The 16,096-nt window shown below is 57.7% G+C and carries 17 protein-coding genes; 7 read left to right on the top strand and 10 right to left on the bottom strand.

From position 1 onward, the window contains the following. Nucleotide 1: 1 nt before the first annotated feature. The 5 genes from ACQY4M_RS09830 to ACQY4M_RS09810 all read right to left on the bottom strand — a co-directional run bounded on the left by ACQY4M_RS09830 (nt 2) and on the right by ACQY4M_RS09810 (nt 3,731). Entirely contained in the window at nt 2-472 is a 471-nt protein-coding gene (locus ACQY4M_RS09830) for a YcgN family cysteine cluster protein (RefSeq protein ID WP_428543544.1), read from the bottom strand. Then, a complete protein-coding gene (locus ACQY4M_RS09825; RefSeq protein ID WP_428543542.1) occupies nt 465-1,406 on the bottom strand; it encodes a bifunctional riboflavin kinase/FAD synthetase in 942 nt (313 codons plus the stop codon). The genes ACQY4M_RS09830 and ACQY4M_RS09825 overlap by 8 nt, the downstream gene beginning before the upstream one ends. Nucleotides 1,407-1,413: 7 nt before the next feature. Further along, on the bottom strand, nt 1,414-1,854 hold the full coding sequence (locus ACQY4M_RS09820; protein WP_428543540.1) for a MaoC family dehydratase: 441 nt from the start codon (nt 1,852-1,854) through the stop codon (nt 1,414-1,416). Between the two features lie 9 nt (nt 1,855-1,863). Continuing rightward, complete coding sequence (locus tag ACQY4M_RS09815; RefSeq protein WP_428543538.1) at nt 1,864-2,748, bottom strand: TIGR01459 family HAD-type hydrolase; 885 nt, start codon at nt 2,746-2,748, stop codon at nt 1,864-1,866. 62 nt (nt 2,749-2,810) lie between these two features. Beyond that, the gene (locus tag ACQY4M_RS09810) at nt 2,811-3,731 is read right to left on the bottom strand and encodes a manganese-dependent inorganic pyrophosphatase (protein ID WP_428543536.1); all 921 of its coding nucleotides are present in this window, start codon (nt 3,729-3,731) and stop codon (nt 2,811-2,813) included. 116 nt (nt 3,732-3,847) lie between these two features. Between ACQY4M_RS09810 and ACQY4M_RS09805 the strand changes: the two genes are divergently transcribed. Then, nucleotides 3,848-4,510 (top strand): DUF2161 domain-containing phosphodiesterase, encoded by a 663-nt coding sequence (locus ACQY4M_RS09805; protein WP_428543534.1) that lies wholly within the window; start codon nt 3,848-3,850, stop codon nt 4,508-4,510. Here ACQY4M_RS09805 and ACQY4M_RS09800 read toward each other — a convergent pair. From ACQY4M_RS09800 to ACQY4M_RS09790, 3 genes are all read right to left on the bottom strand, one after another. After that, nucleotides 4,507-5,496 (bottom strand): TraB/GumN family protein, encoded by a 990-nt coding sequence (locus tag ACQY4M_RS09800; RefSeq protein ID WP_428543532.1) that lies wholly within the window; start codon nt 5,494-5,496, stop codon nt 4,507-4,509. The two genes, ACQY4M_RS09805 and ACQY4M_RS09800, sit on opposite strands and share 4 nt — an antisense overlap. 107 nt (nt 5,497-5,603) lie before the next feature. After that, entirely contained in the window at nt 5,604-6,830 is a 1,227-nt protein-coding gene (locus ACQY4M_RS09795) for an IS256 family transposase (RefSeq protein ID WP_428539582.1), read from the bottom strand. Between the two features lie 152 nt (nt 6,831-6,982). Then, on the bottom strand, nt 6,983-7,465 hold the full coding sequence (locus tag ACQY4M_RS09790; protein ID WP_428543530.1) for a YybH family protein: 483 nt from the start codon (nt 7,463-7,465) through the stop codon (nt 6,983-6,985). Between the two features lie 201 nt (nt 7,466-7,666). On the opposite strand from ACQY4M_RS09790, the gene ACQY4M_RS09785 reads away from it, so the two are divergent. The 6 genes from ACQY4M_RS09785 (at nt 7,667) to ACQY4M_RS09760 (ending at nt 13,397) form a co-directional block, all read left to right on the top strand. After that, nucleotides 7,667-8,476 carry an alpha/beta fold hydrolase gene (locus ACQY4M_RS09785; RefSeq protein WP_428543528.1) on the top strand — a complete coding sequence of 270 codons (810 nt, stop codon included), beginning with the start codon at nt 7,667-7,669 and terminating at the stop codon, nt 8,474-8,476. Continuing rightward, complete coding sequence (locus ACQY4M_RS09780) at nt 8,457-9,524, top strand: formylglycine-generating enzyme family protein (RefSeq protein WP_428543526.1); 1,068 nt, start codon at nt 8,457-8,459, stop codon at nt 9,522-9,524. Before ACQY4M_RS09785 ends, ACQY4M_RS09780 begins: the two co-directional genes overlap by 20 nt. Before the next feature lie 164 nt (nt 9,525-9,688). Then, on the top strand, nt 9,689-9,976 hold the full coding sequence (locus ACQY4M_RS09775; RefSeq protein ID WP_118943446.1) for a co-chaperone GroES: 288 nt from the start codon (nt 9,689-9,691) through the stop codon (nt 9,974-9,976). Nucleotides 9,977-10,021: 45 nt separating this feature from the next. After that, the gene (groL, locus tag ACQY4M_RS09770; RefSeq protein WP_428543524.1) at nt 10,022-11,659 is read left to right on the top strand and encodes a chaperonin GroEL; all 1,638 of its coding nucleotides are present in this window, start codon (nt 10,022-10,024) and stop codon (nt 11,657-11,659) included. Between the two features lie 199 nt (nt 11,660-11,858). After that, complete coding sequence (locus ACQY4M_RS09765; RefSeq protein ID WP_428543522.1) at nt 11,859-12,692, top strand: DMT family transporter; 834 nt, start codon at nt 11,859-11,861, stop codon at nt 12,690-12,692. Nucleotides 12,693-12,749: 57 nt separating this feature from the next. Further along, on the top strand, nt 12,750-13,397 hold the full coding sequence (locus tag ACQY4M_RS09760) for an esterase/lipase family protein (protein ID WP_428543520.1): 648 nt from the start codon (nt 12,750-12,752) through the stop codon (nt 13,395-13,397). Nucleotides 13,398-13,553: 156 nt separating this feature from the next. On the opposite strand, the gene ACQY4M_RS09755 is transcribed toward ACQY4M_RS09760, so the two are convergent. Continuing rightward, entirely contained in the window at nt 13,554-14,780 is a 1,227-nt protein-coding gene (locus ACQY4M_RS09755; RefSeq protein WP_428539582.1) for an IS256 family transposase, read from the bottom strand. 232 nt (nt 14,781-15,012) lie between these two features. Then, nucleotides 15,013-16,056, bottom strand: coding sequence for an IS5 family transposase (locus ACQY4M_RS09750; RefSeq protein WP_428539221.1), 1,044 nt, complete (start codon nt 16,054-16,056; stop codon nt 15,013-15,015). Nucleotides 16,057-16,096: the final 40 nt, after the last annotated feature.

The following is a 16,096-nucleotide window of genomic DNA, read 5'->3' as shown; positions in this document are numbered from 1 at the left end:
CTTACAGATCCTCGATTATATGGTCTTCCCATTCTTCTTCGGGCACTTCGAATTCCGGAACGGTCCAGCCACGCACGGATTGGCCGGCGTCATGCACCGTTTCTGCGGTGCCCGATATCAGCGGGTGCCAGTCGTAAAGCGGTTTGCCCTCGTAAACCAGCCGGTAGGCGCAGGTGGAGGGCATCCAGTAGGCCACCTTGCTGATATTCTGCGGGTTTAGATGCACACATTCGGGCAAAAATTGCAGCCGGATGTCGTATTGGCCGCAGCGGCAGGTTTCATTATCTAGCAGACGGCAGGCCACGCGGGTAAAGGCGACCTCGCCAGTGTCCGGGTCTTCCAGTTTGTTCAGACAGCACTTGCCGCAGCCGTCGCACAGCGCTTCCCATTCCTTGGGCGCAAGGTTTTTCAGCGGCACTTTTTCCCAGAAAAGGTCGCGCAAGCCATCGCGTTTGATTGGATCGTCAGACATTGGCAAGGATTTCGCGTGCCTGATCACAATCAGCGTTCATCTGGGTGATCAGCGCATCGACAGAGTCGAATTTTGCCTCGGGGCGCAGATATTCGATCAGGGCAACCGAAACATGGGCGCCGTAAATATCCCCTTTGAAATCAAAGATATAGGTTTCCAGATTGGGCAGGTTTTCGCCAAACATCGGGCGGGTTCCCATGCTGGCGGCGCCATTATAGCTGCCGGCAAAGGGGCCTGTCAGAACGTCAATTTTCACAACATAAACGCCGAATTTTGGCGGGTGCAGGCCGGTGATCGACATGTTGGCGGTGGGAAAACCCAGCAGGCGACCGCGCTGGTCGCCGCGGATCACCTCGCCGTCAATCCGGTGCCAGTGACCCAGCATTTTGGCGGCATCGGCGGGGCGGCCTTCGGATAGGGCGTTGCGGATCGCGGTCGAGGATATTTCCTGCCCGTCGGCCACCTTGACCAGATTGGCGATGGTCACGCCAAATCCCATTTCCTTGCCGAACTCTGCCAGAATTTCGGCATTGCCGCTGCGCCCTTTGCCAAAGTGAAAATCGGCCCCGATTACAACGTGTTTCAGGCCAAGCCCGTCCTTGATCACATCCCGGGCGAATTCTTCGGCGGTCAGTTGCGACAGGGTGTCGTTGAAGCTGAGCTCATACAGTTTTTCAACCCCCAGTTTTTGCAGCCGGTTGGCGCGGGTTTCAGCGCTCATAAGGCGAAAGGCGGGGGCGTCGGGGGCGAAATACTGGCGCGGGTGTGGCTCGAACGTCAGCACACCCAGTGGCGCGTCCAGTTCCACGGCCTTTTTGCGGGCGATGTTGATCACGGCCTGATGGCCCAGATGAACCCCGTCAAAATTGCCGATCGCGGCGCTGGCGCCTCGGTCGTGCGGATCGACAAACTGGTAATCGCGGATGATTTGCATGGGTCGGCTAACCTTTGGCACGGCTGGGGGCAAGCACAAGCGCATCGCCGGTGATCACCACGGTATCGCCCACTTTGGCCACACAATCCAGCGCGACGCGGCGTTTTTCGGGGATGATATTTGTGACTGTGACGGTGGCCGTGACGGTTTCACCAATGCGCACGGGGGCGGTAAAACGCAGGTTTTGCGACATATAGATTGACCCGTGGCCGGGCAGGCGTTCGCCAATCAGGGCGGAAAACAGGCCCGCCGACAGCATCCCGTGGGCGATGCGGGTTTTGAAGATCGAGTTAGCACCTGCCTCCTCGTCCAGATGCAGCGGGTTGCGGTCTTCGCTGACCTCGGCAAACAGGTTGATGGCGTGTTCGTCAATCACCTTGGTGATTGAACGGGACATCCCCGTTTCAAGGTCTTCCAGATAGATGGTGCCGATTTCACTGCTGGTCATGGTGTGGTCCTAACGCAAATAGCCCATTGCATAGCGGGTGGTTGTCATCGCCTTGTCCAGAAACGCGGTCAGGGCGTCGGGGTCGGGTTGACCATCGGGCGCGGGGCCGGTTTTGGTTTCGCTGGCCGCCAGCCCGCCGGTGATGAACAGCGCATCAAGGTCTTCGCCCATCGCACCCTTTATGTCGGTGCCGATACCGTCGCCGATGCACAGGATTTTACTGTCCGGGATGGCACTTCCCAATTCATTCAGACGGTTGCGGGCCAGATCGAATATCGGCGGATGCGGTTTGCCGGTGTAAATGCTTTGCCCGCCCATTTCGGTGTAAAGCGCGGCTAAAGCACCGGCGCAATATTCGCGCACGCCGCCACGGTCAACCACGATATCGGGGTTGGCGCAAAGCAGTTTCAGCCCCTTTTGTTTGGCCAGCAGGAATTCGGGGCGCATTACTTCGGGCTCGGCATGCGGATCAAACGGGCCAACACAGACGATGCCTTCGGCCTGTTCCAGCGGCACGCGCTGGATGTTGACGGGGTTTTCGACGATGTGGATCGGCTCGAAAAATGACAGGTCGGACTCGGGGCCAATATACCAGACCTTTTCCCCCACCACGCCACGAAACATCGCCGCGCGGGCGCTGTCGCCGGAACTGGCGATGGTATCCCAGCAATCGTCCGGCACGCCCATGCCCTCGATCTGTTGTTGCACCGAGGTGCGTGAACGCGGCGCGTTGGTCAGCAGCACTACCTTGCCGCCGGTTTTGCGGTAGGACTGAAGGGCGGCGACGGCATCGGGGAAGGCGTGCACGCCATCATGCAAGCACCCCCAAAGGTCAACAAACAGAGCGTCATACTGGCTGGATATTTCGCCAAGTGCTGTGATGATCCGGGTCATGTGGCGTCCTTATAGGTAAACGGAAAAGGGCGCTGGTCGCGCCCTTTGCTTTGTTCCTGGTCTTAGGCCTTGAGGTTCGGGATGATCTGCATTTTGCGGCTGACAACGCCGGGCAGCAGAACGGTGTCGCTGTCAACCGTCACACCGAATGATTTTTCGGCAACCGATTTCACAGCGTCATTGGGGATCAACAGGGTCGAGGCTTCGTTCAGGATATCGACGATAAACAGCAGCACCTGATCGACGCCATCTTCCTTGGCAACACCGGCCATGCTGTCCATCAGGCTGGCCTTGCGCGACATCACGGTTTCGGGCGATGTGGTTTCCAGCACAGATACGCGGAATTTGGTGTTGTCCACTTCGAACACCTTGGAGTCCAGCCGCAACAGTTCGGCATCCGAGAAATGCGAGATGTCGGATTTGGCGGCGAACATTTCGGCAGCGTATTCTTTGGTGTCCAGATCCAGATCCTTGGCCAGACGATGCGCCAGTGACACATCGCGCGGGGTGGTGGTGGGCGAGCGGAATTCCAGCGTGTCGGACAGGATGCAGGACAGCACCAGCCCCTTGATATTGTCGGGCATCTGGTCCAGCGCCGGTTCGCGCATGATGCCATACATCACGGTGGCGGTGGTCGCGACGGGGCGGATTGTAACGTTGATCGGCCCCTTGGTGGTCAGCCCGCCACACAGCAGGTGGTGGTCGATGATCTGGCGGATATCGGCATTGCCGATGTTGGCCGGCAGTTCGGCGGGGTTGTTGGTGTCAACGATCACCACCTTTTCGCCATCGGCCAGATCGGTCAGGATTTCAGGCGTTTCAAAGCCCCAGCGTTTCAGCACAAAGGCCGCTTCGGTATTGGGTTCGCCCAGCACACAGGCCTTGGCGGGTTTCTTGGCGATATCGTTCAGATACCAGGCCCAGATCAGGGCAGAACAGGTGGCGTCGGTGTCGGGGGCGGTGTGGCCGAAGATTTTGATCATGTATTGCATCCATATAACAGGGGAGTCGGTTTGGCGTTCTTATAGGGGGGATGCGGGTGGTTGTCACCCATTGGGTGGGCCGGTAACCTGTGGACAACAACAAGAGCAGGACGACAATGACCAAACCCCGCGAGACCGATCTTTATCCCCCCGTAAAAGCCTATCTGCAAGGGCAGGGATACGAGGTGAAGGGCGAAGTCGGCGCAGTCGACGTGATGGCGGTGCGGGGCGACGAGGAACCTGTGCTGGTAGAGCTGAAACTGGGGTTTTCGCTGGCCCTGTTGCATCAGGGGATCGCACGGCAGGCGGTGAGTGATGCGGTGTATCTGGCGGTGCCGCATGGCCTAAAGGGGATGAAGGAAAACCTGTCGCTGTGCCGCCGTTTGGGGCTGGGCCTGATGACGGTGCGCCTGCGGGATGGATACGTCGAGGTGCAGGCCGATCCTGCGCCGTATCGTCCGCGCAAGGTGGCGGCGCGCAAAACCCGATTGCTGCGCGAATTTGCGCGGCGTGTGGGCGACCCCAATGCAGGCGGGGCGACGCGGGTGGGGATTGTCACATCTTACCGGCAGGACGCGCTGCGCTGTGCCACGTTTTTGGAAGACGAGGGCGCCAGCAAGGGGGCTGTGGTGGCCAAGGGAACCGGGGTGCTCAAGGCCACGCGGATCATGGCCGATGATCACTATGGCTGGTTCGAGCGGGTGGAAAAAGGCATCTACATGCAGACGCCCAAGGGGGTGCAGGCACTGGCGGATTACGGGCGGGTTGCGCCGCCCTAAAACCCGTCAACGCGGGTTAGGGTATAGCCGTTCTGCTCAAGCAGATAGAGCACGCCTTTTTTGCCGGACAAATGCGCGGCACCAACGGCAACGACGATGTTGTCCGTTTCGGCAGCGGCAGGCAGAATTACCTTGATCCAGTTGGCGTTGCGATCATTCAGCATCGGCCCTTCCATTTCGGCGACCAGTTTATCAGCCTCGGCTTCGGGCAGGCCGGAGTCATGCCGCATCTGGTATCGGTTCAACTCCCAGATGGCGCGGTGCTGGCCGGAAAGGTAGGTTTCGATCAGGGTCGAGATCATCACATCCCCGGTTTTTGCTCCGGCCAATGCGATGCGTATTCCGTCCAGTTCCTGTTCCGGCGTGTCGTCCCCGAACAACGAAAACACCGTGTCGTATGGTTCAAGTGCGCGGGTGGGGATATTGTGGCTGCCGGCGTAATCCAAGATCCGGTGGTCAACACCGTTTTGCTCGGCCATGCCTGCCATTGCACAAGGCGGGATGGACAGCATCATCGACACATACCACGGCTGCATTTTGGAGGCCATAAAGGCGGGAATGCCACGTGTGGACAGTTCTTTTGTCAGGGCTTGCCATTCGTCCTCGGGCAGGCGTTCAGGCAGGGTGGGGCCGTCATTGATAAACATCACTGCGGGGTCTTTGATCATACGCTGTTTCAGTTTCTCCAGCGTTTCGCGGGTACCTTCCAGCAGGATCAGGTCGGTATTGTCGGCGATTTCCCAGAACGGTTCAAGATAGGGGTCAAGCCGCGGGTCATTCAGGTGCATGGTGCCCAGTATGTGGATCGTGCTGTTGCCTTTCGTTGCCAGCCAAAGGTTGCCTTCGGGATAGGGATTCGAGGCGACAGCGGCATCAAGGGTGGCGCGGTCTTTGGCGCTCATGGTTTCCAGCAGGTTTTCACCCACACATTGGGCGCTGGCAGGGAACGACAAAACAGATAACAGAACGATCAGGATCAAGCGCATCTTAAACTCCGCAATAAAAACTGCGTTGTTGGTAACGGAATGGTTGTGTCTCGAAAGTGGTGGAAATTGATTTCAGGCACCTCCGAGCGGGTTGAGTTATGCGCCGGTCAGGCGGCTTGGTCAAGGGTTGCGTCGGCGACGGGCTGAGCGAGCGTTTCCCAGCCATCGACCTTTCGCATGACGATCTGCCCCGAGGCCATCAGAGCCCAAAGCAGCATCGGCACGGTCTCGGCGCATGGCAGCACGGTCTGGGTCTTGATGCGGCGGCGGAATTCCTCGTTCAGGCGTTCGATCGCATTTGTCGTTCTGGCCGATTTCCACTGGCCTTGTGGCAGACGCGTGAAGGTGAAAAGCTTATCTCCTGCTTCTTCCAAGCTGTCAGCGACGGCCTTGCATTTCAGCCGCCATTTTCGCAGAAATGCCTTGCGGCGGGTGGCGATTTCCTCGGGTGTTTTGGCGTAGATCATGTCGCGGTAATCTTCTGTCAACTCATCATGCATACGCTTGGGTGCCTTGGCCAGAAGGTTGCGGTGCTTGTGCACCGTGCACCTCTGGATCGGCAGATCTTCACCCCAGAGGGCAATGAGAGCGACCTCAAGTCCCGGTGCCCCGTCCACGATGACAAATTCGGGCCGTTTCAACCCGCGCGCATCCAGATCGTTGATGAACTGACGCCAGGCGGAGGTGCTTTCGCCGCCCATGTTCATCAGTGATAACAAGACCTTCTGCCCATCCCGGCGCACGCCAATCGCGGCCAGAACCGAGATATTGGTGGCCTTCCTGTCAATCCGCGTTTTGATCACGGTGCCGTCCAGGATCAGCCGCACGATGTCTTCATCCGCAAGGCTGCGGGCGCACCACGCCTGCCAGTCCACCTTCACCTTGCGCCAGGCGCGGCTCACCACATCCTTGCTGACCGCCCCCTGAAACAGGCCGAACAGGGCGCGTTTTACCCGCCGTGTGTTGGTGCCCGAAAGGTAGACAGCAGCGATCAGCGCCTCGGCCTTCTTCGTCAGCCGCTGGTAGCGGGGCAATGCCTTCGAGCGCCATTCTCTGGCCTTGCCGGCCTCGCCTGTGATCCGCGCACGCGGCACGCGCACCGTTTCGGTTCCAAATGTTCCGACCAGTTGCCGCTCGCGATGCCCGTGGCGGTATCCGGCCTTTGCCCCGCCGCTGCGGCCATACCGGCAACGGCCCAGAAACTGCTCCAGCTCCTCTTCGAAAACCGCCTCGATCGTCGCGCGGATGTTCTGGCGCAGCCGGTCTTCAATCGGGTCATAGCCTGCTTCATTGGCCAGTAGCGCGGATGTCGATGTTGCTGTATTCTTTGTCATGGCGTGATCTCCTTGGCGGTTCCAGCCGCCGGTTGGGTGGCTTCGATGCACCCGGAGATTACGCCGTCCTCGAATTTCCACCAAACTCGCGACACTACCCGGAATATATGCACCAAAGGCAAAGAGGTTGATCCTGATCAAGGGCAGTTCAATTATTGCGGCTGGTTCATTTGCATGAATTTCACCAGATCTGTTCCGCCGTAGTGGTGATCAACAATAAACAGCCAGGTGCCGTCTGGTTGAAGGCGCTCGACCTCGATACCGCTGGCGGCTTGGGTCACCGTTTGTCCGTCCTCGGTTTTGTATACGACGGTGTAATTGGAACGGAACACAACGGTGTCTTTGTAGTTGACGCGGAAAACTGTATCGAGCGTGATGCTTTCAACAACCTTCAGGGTTTCCACAAAAAAGGCGCGGATGTTTTCCTTGCCTCGGATAACATTGTTGCCGGGGGCAACCATCACCGCATCATCGGCATAGATATCAACCAGAATATCAAGGTCTTTTGCATTTAAGGCATCGGTGAAAATCTGATGCCCCTGATTAGGATCGGTTATCTTGAAGTTGCCGGCGTCCGAGATGGTGGCCGTCAGGCCACAAAACCCAAGTATCGCGGTAAATATAATCTGCTTCATTGGTTTGTCCTTTTCTAAACAGCGTTTCGGGAATCGATTCGCTTGACACAGTGTAAAGCAATAACTTTACGCTGTGTCAAGTTAGGGCCGCCAAACGTGCACGCGCTTCAGAATCTATGCCGCGAAGCCGTTTCAAATTGTTTCCTTATCACTGTAGGTATGCCGTGTTACACATTGTGAAAACCTACAGGGGGGATTGATATGGCTTATGCAGATGTAAACGGAACAAGGCTGCACTATACCGATACCGGCAGTGGTGATGTGGCGATTGTATTTTCACACGGGTTGCTGTTTTCCACCGAAATGTTCGAAGATCAGATCGCCCATTTCAAGGATAAATACCGTTGCATCGCCTATGACCATCGCGGGCAGGGCCAGAGCGATTGCCCGCCGGATGGCTATGACATGGACACCCTGACAGATGACGCCGCCGCCCTGATCAAATCGCTGGGGGTCGAGGGGTGCCATTTCGTTGGTCTGTCGATGGGCGGGTTTGTGGCGTTGCGGATGGCGCTGAACTATCCCGATCTGGTGCGCTCGATCGGTATTCTGGACAGCAGCGCCGACCCTGAACCACACGAAAACCGTGGCAAATACAAATTCCTGAATTTCATCCTGCGCTGGTTCGGCAGTAAACCGGTGGTGAAATCGGTGATGCCGATCATGTTCAGCCAGACATTTCTGAATGACCCCGCGCGCAAGGCGCTGCGCGACCGTTGGGCGACGTTTCTGGGCAAGGTGCCAAACCGCAAAGGCATGGCCAAGGCGGTCAGCGGTGTGATCGAACGCAAAGGCGTTTATGAGCGTCTGGACGAGATCACCACGCCAACACTGATTGTGGTGGGGGACGAGGACACAGCCACTGTTCCCGCCAAATCCGAACGGATGCACGCGGCGATCAAGGGGTCGGAATTCGTGATGGTGCCGAAGGGCGGGCATGTGTCCACAATTGACGCGCCGGACGCGATTAATGCGACGCTGGAGAGTTTTCTTGCAAAAATCGACAAGTAGTAATGAACGGGCGGGCCGGGAGCGGTTCATTCCGGATTTGTTTCGGGCAATGCTTTTATTGGTCAGCCTTTTCATTTCCGTTGGCGTGGCTGCCGACGAAACAACCTCCTACCAGTTAACAGATGGTCGCACGGTTGCGCCGCTGGAGCGATTTCGCGAATGTGAACATTGCCCCGAAATGATCGTCATGCCGCAAGGCTCCTTCAAGATGGGCGCGATACCGGGCGAGTCGCGCAACCCATTCAACATGTATGGCCCGATTGACGACACAACCCTTGTACCTCGTGTGCGTGGCCCTGACGAGATAAACATCATACCGAACGAGCATCCGCGACACCCTGTCAAAATGGATATTCCTTATGCGATCAGCCGTAACGAGACCACCCGTGCCGAGTGGATGGCTTGCGTTAAGGACGGTGGTTGTACCTATGTACCTGATCATTGGGTCTTGCAGCCAAGCGGGGAACACGCACCACTTGGGCCAAACCATCCTGTGATCAACGTCTCCTATCTGGACATTCAGGAATATGTGGCCTGGCTCAATGCACAGGTCGGGGTCGAGGTTTATTGTCTGCCGACAGAAGCCGAATGGGAATACGCGGCACGGGCCGGAACGCAGACGCGATTTGCACAAGGGGATGATCTGACCGCAGATCAGGCGAACTTTTCGCGCGCAGGGACCGAGCAGTTACGTCGCGGCTTGTCGATGCCAAACCTTATCGACCGATACCTGCCAGTACCGGTCGATGAATTGAACGCAGCAAACGGCTGGGGTGTGCGCCATATGTCTGGCAACGTGGGGGAAGTAACACGGTCCTGCTGGACGGATCTGCATTTGGGTCTGGCAACGGACAGTGCCTATCTTGCAAATTCGCCGCCGTCACAGGGTTCATGCAAATGGGATCGTCGCGTCAGTAAAGGCGGAGGATTCCATAGCGGGATGGATAATCTGCGACCAGCGAGGCGTATGCGTCCCTTGGAGACATGGCGTTTCAACGATCTAGGCTTTCGCGTTATTCGGGAATTAGGTGTTGGATCTGACAGGTGATCGTGCAAATGGGCCTGTAGTGTTTAGCACTGGTTGCACCAAATGAACGATTTTCCCAATCCCCCTGTTGACTCCTTTGGCCTGCGCTCCTAAATCCTCTGTTAGCACTCGATCACGTAGAGTGATAACACTTGAACTGAAACTCGAACAAGGAGCGTTCCGAGATGGCATTTACACCACTTCACGACCGCGTATTGGTTCGTCGCATTGAAGGCGACGAAAAAACTGCTGGCGGCCTGATTATCCCTGACAGCGCAAAAGAAAAACCTGCCGAGGGCGAAGTGATCGCCTGTGGCGAAGGCGCCCGCAAAGACAGCGGCGAACTGATCCCGATGGCTGTAAAGGCTGGCGACAAGGTTCTGTTCGGCAAATGGTCCGGCACCGAAGTCCTGATCGACGGCGAAGAGCTGCTGATCATGAAGGAAAGCGATATCATGGGCCTTTTGTCCTAAACGATACCGCACATTTCCGATAACAGAATTTTAAGGAGCTAGAAAATGGCTAAAGAAGTCAAATTCGATACCGATGCCCGCAACCGTATGCTGGTTGGCGTGAACATCCTGGCCGACGCGGTCAAGGTTACACTGGGCCCCAAAGGCCGTAATGTTGTAATCGACAAATCCTTTGGCGCACCGCGCATCACCAAAGACGGTGTGACCGTTGCCAAGGAAATCGAACTGGAAGACAAGTTCGAAAACATGGGCGCGCAGATGGTGAAAGAAGTCGCCAGCCGCACCAATGACGAAGCCGGCGACGGCACCACAACAGCAACCATTCTGGCCCAGGCCATCGTGCGCGAAGGCATGAAATCGGTTGCTGCTGGCATGAACCCGATGGACCTGAAGCGTGGCATTGATATGGCAACAGCCAAAGTGGTTGAAGCCATCAAAGCCGCATCGCGCGAAGTGAAAGACAGTGCAGAAGTTGCACAGGTCGGCACCATTTCCGCCAACGGAGAATCCGATATCGGCCAGCAAATTGCAGACGCTATGCAGCGTGTCGGCAATGAAGGCGTGATCACTGTTGAAGAAAACAAGGGTCTGGAAACAGAAACCGAAGTTGTCGAAGGCATGCAGTTCGATCGCGGTTACCTGTCGCCCTATTTCGTCACCAACCCTGACAAAATGATTGCCGAGCTTGAGGACTGTCTGGTTCTGCTGCACGAAAAGAAACTTTCGTCGCTTCAGCCCATGGTTCCGCTGCTAGAAACTGTTATCCAGTCCGGCAAGCCCCTGCTGATCATCGCCGAAGATGTTGAAGGCGAAGCGCTGGCAACTCTGGTTGTGAACAAACTGCGTGGCGGTCTGAAAATCGCTGCTGTCAAAGCCCCCGGTTTTGGCGATCGTCGCAAGGCGATGCTGCAGGATATCGGTATTCTGACCGGCGGTCAGGTCATTTCCGAAGATCTGGGCATGAAGCTGGAAAATGTCACCATCGACATGCTGGGTTCCGCCAAGAAAATCCAGATCACCAAAGACGAAACAACTATCGTTGATGGCAATGGCGACAAGGCCGAGATCGAAGCACGCGTTGCACAGATCCGCACCCAGATCGAAGAAACCACATCGGATTACGACCGTGAAAAACTGCAGGAACGTGTGGCCAAACTGGCTGGCGGTGTTGCTGTTATCCGCGTTGGCGGCATGACCGAAATCGAAGTGAAAGAGCGCAAAGACCGCGTTGACGATGCCCTGAACGCAACCCGTGCGGCCGTACAGGAAGGTGTTATCGTTGGTGGTGGTGTTGCACTTGTTCAGGCAGCCAAAGGGCTGGTTGGCATGGAAGGTGACAATTCCGACCAGACAGCCGGCATCACTATCGTGCGTAAAGCGATCGAGGCACCTCTGCGCCAGATCGCTGAAAACGCCGGTGTTGATGGCGCTGTTGTGGCCGGCAAGGTTCGTGAAAGCGATGACGTGACCTTCGGCTTCAATGCCCAGACCGAAGAATATGGCGACATGTTCAAGTTTGGCGTGATTGATCCGGCCAAAGTGGTTCGCACCGCTCTGGAAGACGCGGCCTCGATTGCCGGTCTGCTGATCACCACCGAAGCCATGATCGCCGACAAGCCCGAGCCAAAAGGCGCGGCAGGTGGCGGCATGCCAGACATGGGCGGCATGGGCGGCATGATGTAAGGTTAAATCCTGTAAGGATTTGACCGTCATGCGACAGGTGTTTGGCCCATGGGCCAAATGCCGAGAGCCACTACGCCGACGTCAAAAACATTGAAAAGGGCTGCCTAAACGGGCAGCCCTTTTTCATTTGGCGTCACAGTGTTGTTATCCTGAATGATGTGCCATTGGCCCGGCTTTTGTAATTGCCTAGGCTATGGCCATGCGCCTGATCTTACTGACCCTTCTAACGATGATCGCTTTTGCTGCGAATTCGGTGTTGAACCGCTTGGCATTGGTGGATCCTGAAACCGGTCCCGCAGCATTTGCGGTTATTCGTCTGGCATCGGGGGCAGTCGTTTTGGGTATGCTGGTCTGGGCAAGGGGACAGCGGAAAAAGCTAAACTTCCCAACCGGATTGAACCTGATTATCGGCCCGCTGTCACTGGCAATCTATGTGCTGGGGTTTTCTTTTGCCTATGTCAGCCTGCCAGCGGGTGTTGGGGCATTGTTGCTGTTTGGCGGTGTACAGGTGACCATGTTTGCCGGGGCGGTGGTGACGCGTGAAGAGGTGCCTTTCACAAGGTGGCTGGGCGCTGGAATGGCCTTTGGCGGGCTGGTCTGGCTGTTATGGCCCAGTGACGCGGTGGTTCTGCCGGTCGCGGGCTGGATGCTGATGGCCCTTGCGGCGATGGGGTGGGGGATTTATTCCTTGCTGGGGCGTGGTGCACAGGATGCTTTGGGTGCGACGGCGACAAATTTTGTATTGGCAGTGCCACTGAGCCTGATGATCTTTATCATTCATCCAGATCATATCACCGGGCAGGGCGTTATGTTGGCGATCTTGTCGGGTGGCCTGACATCGGGACTGGGTTACGCGTTATGGTACCGGATTTTACCGCAACTGGGGGCAACGCGGGCGGCGGTGGCACAATTGAGTGTGCCGGTGATCGCGATGGGCGGCGGCATGGCGTTTTTGAACGAGTCGGCAAGCCTGCGGTTTGTCATTGCAAGCCTACTGGTATTGAGCGGTGTTGCTGTTTCCCTGCGCCGTTAAGAAGGGAAGGGTGTTCCGGCCTTTTCTTGTCTTGTCGCAGTGCCTATATGGGCTGATATGAAACAGATTTTATTGTTGTTATTCGTGATATTTCCATCACTTGTCCGCGCCGATTGCGTAGTTCTGGTGCATGGGCTGGCGCGTTCGGATGCGTCCCTGTTGGTGATGGAAGAGGCGCTGGCCTATTCCGGTTATCAGGTGGTAAGCGTTTCCTATCCTTCCACCCGCGAGCCGCTGGAGAAGCTGGTGCTGCACGGCTTGCCTGAAGCGGTGACTAGTTGTGGCGCCCAAAAGGTGCATTTTGTCACCCATTCGATGGGCGGTATTCTGGTGCGGATGTATCTGCTGAACAATCGGACCGACCAGATTGGTCGCGTGGTGATGCTGGCCCCGCCCAATCAGGGATCTGAACTGGTGGACATTCTGGGCGATTGGGAGCTGTTCCGGATGATCAACGGCCCTGCGGGAATGGAATTGGGAACGGATAAGGACGCGGTGCCGAACCGGTTGGGGGCGGCGGGGGTGGAACTGGGGATTATTGCCGGGAACAGATCGCTGAACCCGATGTATTCGGCGATGATCCCGGGGGCGGATGATGGCAAGGTTTCGGTGGCGGCGACCCGTCTTTCGGGCATGCGGGACCATATCGTTTTGCCGGTGACACATACCTTTATGATGAACAGCCCGCTGGTGATTGCGGAGTAATGCCCGAAAGTTGGTGATGGGGTGATTGGGTGGCATATCATGGCGGTGTTGACGCGCCGCGATTCTCAGAGAGAAAAGGATATGCCACAGGGTTGTGTCTCGAAAGTGGTGGAAATTGATTTCAGGCACCTCCGAGCGGGTTGAGTTATGCGCCGGTCAGGCGGCTTGGTCAAGGGTTGCGTCGGCGACGGGCTGAGCGAGCGTTTCCCAGCCATCGACCTTTCGCATGACGATCTGCCCCGAGGCCATCAGAGCCCAAAGCAGCATCGGCACGGTCTCGGCGCATGGCAGCACGGTCTGGGTCTTGATGCGGCGGCGGAATTCCTCGTTCAGGCGTTCGATCGCATTTGTCGTTCTGGCCGATTTCCACTGGCCTTGTGGCAGACGCGTGAAGGTGAAAAGCTTATCTCCTGCTTCTTCCAAGCTGTCAGCGACGGCCTTGCATTTCAGCCGCCATTTTCGCAGAAATGCCTTGCGGCGGGTGGCGATTTCCTCGGGTGTTTTGGCGTAGATCATGTCGCGGTAATCTTCTGTCAACTCATCATGCATACGCTTGGGTGCCTTGGCCAGAAGGTTGCGGTGCTTGTGCACCGTGCACCTCTGGATCGGCAGATCTTCACCCCAGAGGGCAATGAGAGCGACCTCAAGTCCCGGTGCCCCGTCCACGATGACAAATTCGGGCCGTTTCAACCCGCGCGCATCCAGATCGTTGATGAACTGACGCCAGGCGGAGGTGCTTTCGCCGCCCATGTTCATCAGTGATAACAAGACCTTCTGCCCATCCCGGCGCACGCCAATCGCGGCCAGAACCGAGATATTGGTGGCCTTCCTGTCAATCCGCGTTTTGATCACGGTGCCGTCCAGGATCAGCCGCACGATGTCTTCATCCGCAAGGCTGCGGGCGCACCACGCCTGCCAGTCCACCTTCACCTTGCGCCAGGCGCGGCTCACCACATCCTTGCTGACCGCCCCCTGAAACAGGCCGAACAGGGCGCGTTTTACCCGCCGTGTGTTGGTGCCCGAAAGGTAGACAGCAGCGATCAGCGCCTCGGCCTTCTTCGTCAGCCGCTGGTAGCGGGGCAATGCCTTCGAGCGCCATTCTCTGGCCTTGCCGGCCTCGCCTGTGATCCGCGCACGCGGCACGCGCACCGTTTCGGTTCCAAATGTTCCGACCAGTTGCCGCTCGCGATGCCCGTGGCGGTATCCGGCCTTTGCCCCGCCGCTGCGGCCATACCGGCAACGGCCCAGAAACTGCTCCAGCTCCTCTTCGAAAACCGCCTCGATCGTCGCGCGGATGTTCTGGCGCAGCCGGTCTTCAATCGGGTCATAGCCTGCTTCATTGGCCAGTAGCGCGGATGTCGATGTTGCTGTATTCTTTGTCATGGCGTGATCTCCTTGGCGGTTCCAGCCGCCGGTTGGGTGGCTTCGATGCACCCGGAGATTACGCCGTCCTCGAATTTCCACCAAACTCGCGACACTACCATGCCACATGGAAGACGATACTATTTTGGAAAGACCTCTGCATGAGGCCATGGCTTTCGGTTGAAGCAAGATATCGGCCGCCCACCTTGCGCCCCTGCGGGTCCGGCGGACAGACGGGTGGCGGGGTTTGGGGCTATGCGATTGCGGGGGTTTGCGGGTTGAGGGTGATCCTGTTTGCGGCCTTGAGCAGGTTTTGCGCGATGGCGGCCATGACCATCTGGGCATGCACCCTGGCGCGCCCGAAATATCTCGCCCGCTGCAGGCCGAAGAGGCGTTTCATCGTGCCGAAAGTCTGCTCGATGCGGAAGCGGCGTTTCGAAATCAGCCGGTTGAAGCGTTTCTCCGATTGCCGCAGGGGGCGGCCGCGCGCTGCCTTGCGCAGGATGCCGTCGCGGTATTTGCCGCGCAGCATCTGGCGGTTGGCCTTGCTCGCATAGGCCTTGTCGGCCAGCACCCGCTGCGCCTTTGCGCCCGCGATCATGGTGGCGAATTCGGGGCTTTCGGCGGCATTGGCGGGCGTGGTGTGCACCTTGTCGATAAAGCCCTCTTCGTCGCAGCGGGCAAAGCCCTTGTAGCCGAGCGTGCTCTTGCGGCCCTTCTTGACCCAGCGGGCATCAGGGTCGGCGCTGAAATGCAGCTGTGCCCCGTCGGGTGAGACCTCGGGCGGATCATCCGGCGTCCCTTCCCTTGCCCCGTCCTCTGCCCGGTCCTGCGGGGCGTCGATATGGGTGCGCGGGCGCGCCGCCGCCGCGATCAGGGTCGCATCAATGATCGCCGCCTCAGCCTCTTTCAGCTTCAGCCCATGCGCCTCGATCTGGCGGCAGACCTCGGCCAGCAGCTCATCGTAAACGCCACCCCGGACCAGCGCATTGCGGAACCGGCAGTGGGTCGTCTCATCCGGCACCGACGCGTGCAGATCGAGCCCGCAGAACAGCATGAAATCCAGCCGCACCTTCAAGGCCCGCTCCAGCTTCGGGTCGCTCAGCCCGTGCCACTGGCCAACCAGAAGACACTTGAACAGAACCAGCGGATCATAGCCCTGAGGCCCGATCCCCGAGCGCCCCAGACCGCGCCGCAGGATCGGCAAAAACGAGTTCCAATCCATCAGCGCGTCGATCTTCGACAGAACGTCATCCGCGCCGATCCGTGCCGCCGCTTCGTGCAGGAAAAGGTCCATCTATTCACCCCAGAGATTTCCCGGCTAGCTTACCAAAACG

It is taken from the genome of Profundibacter sp. (assembly GCF_965277155.1).
In the GTDB taxonomy this organism is placed as follows: domain Bacteria; phylum Pseudomonadota; class Alphaproteobacteria; order Rhodobacterales; family Rhodobacteraceae; genus Profundibacter.
This window is presented reverse-complemented; position numbering and strand designations above follow the sequence as displayed.